Origin of the sequence: Stenotrophomonas pictorum JCM 9942, assembly GCF_001310775.1 — a bacterium.
Lineage (GTDB): Bacteria > Pseudomonadota > Gammaproteobacteria > Xanthomonadales > Xanthomonadaceae > Stenotrophomonas > Stenotrophomonas pictorum.
The window spans coordinates 1-647 of sequence record NZ_BAZI01000760.1 but is presented as its reverse complement, the minus strand read 5'-3'; the positions used below and the strand labels follow the sequence as shown (position 1 = coordinate 647).

Sequence of the window (647 nt, the reverse complement as noted above, 5' to 3'; positions counted from 1 at the left end):
CTTCGAAGTCGTTTTCCGGTGCCACCGCCGGCTCCGCGGCCGGGCGCGGGCTGCGCTTGGCCGGCTTGCTCAGCACTTCCACATAGAACTGGGTGTTGCCGGCGGCGACCAGCGCGTCGATGGCGCGGAACAACCCGTCATACGCCACCGGCTTGGCGGACGCTTCGTCCACGCCGAGCTTGCTGTCGAAACCCCAGGTATCGGCGCCGGCCGGCAGCGCTTTGCCGCGCTCACGCTTGGTGTACTTGCGGATGTCGTGCTTGCTGGCTTCCAGCAGGCGGTCCGGATGTTTGCCTTCGATATCGAGGCGGTAGGTCTTCTTCACGGGAATCTCGTTGCGGTGCCGGCCCGGGACGGGCGGCGGAGGGAATGGGCCAATTATCGGCGCAAATGGGCCGGCCGTGGCTGATCGCGCTGCGCGACCAGCAGCCAGTTGTTGAATGGGGTGTTGCCGTACAGCGGAGTGAGGCGCACCGACAGCCCGGCCTGCAGCAGCAATGCCTTCAGCGATTCGGCATCGGGATAGTGGCGTGGACGGAACTGCATCCAGCCGATCAGGTTGGCGGCACGGTCGCCCAGGCGCGAGATCCGGCCGCGGCGGCTGTCATCGGCCAGGGCCATGCGCAGCACCAGCCGCCCGTCGCCCC

1 protein-coding gene and 1 pseudogene are annotated in these 647 nt (G+C 67.9%); both read right to left on the bottom strand.

Translation table 11 applies throughout. From position 1 onward, the window contains the following. Positions 1 to 325: DUF6172 family protein (locus tag JCM9942_RS17540; protein ID WP_054661059.1), on the bottom strand; the 325-nt coding region annotated here is incomplete at its 3' end. Between the two features lie 53 nt (positions 326 to 378). Then, a pseudogene (locus tag JCM9942_RS17535) lies at positions 379 to 647 on the bottom strand (hypothetical protein); the annotation flags it as partial.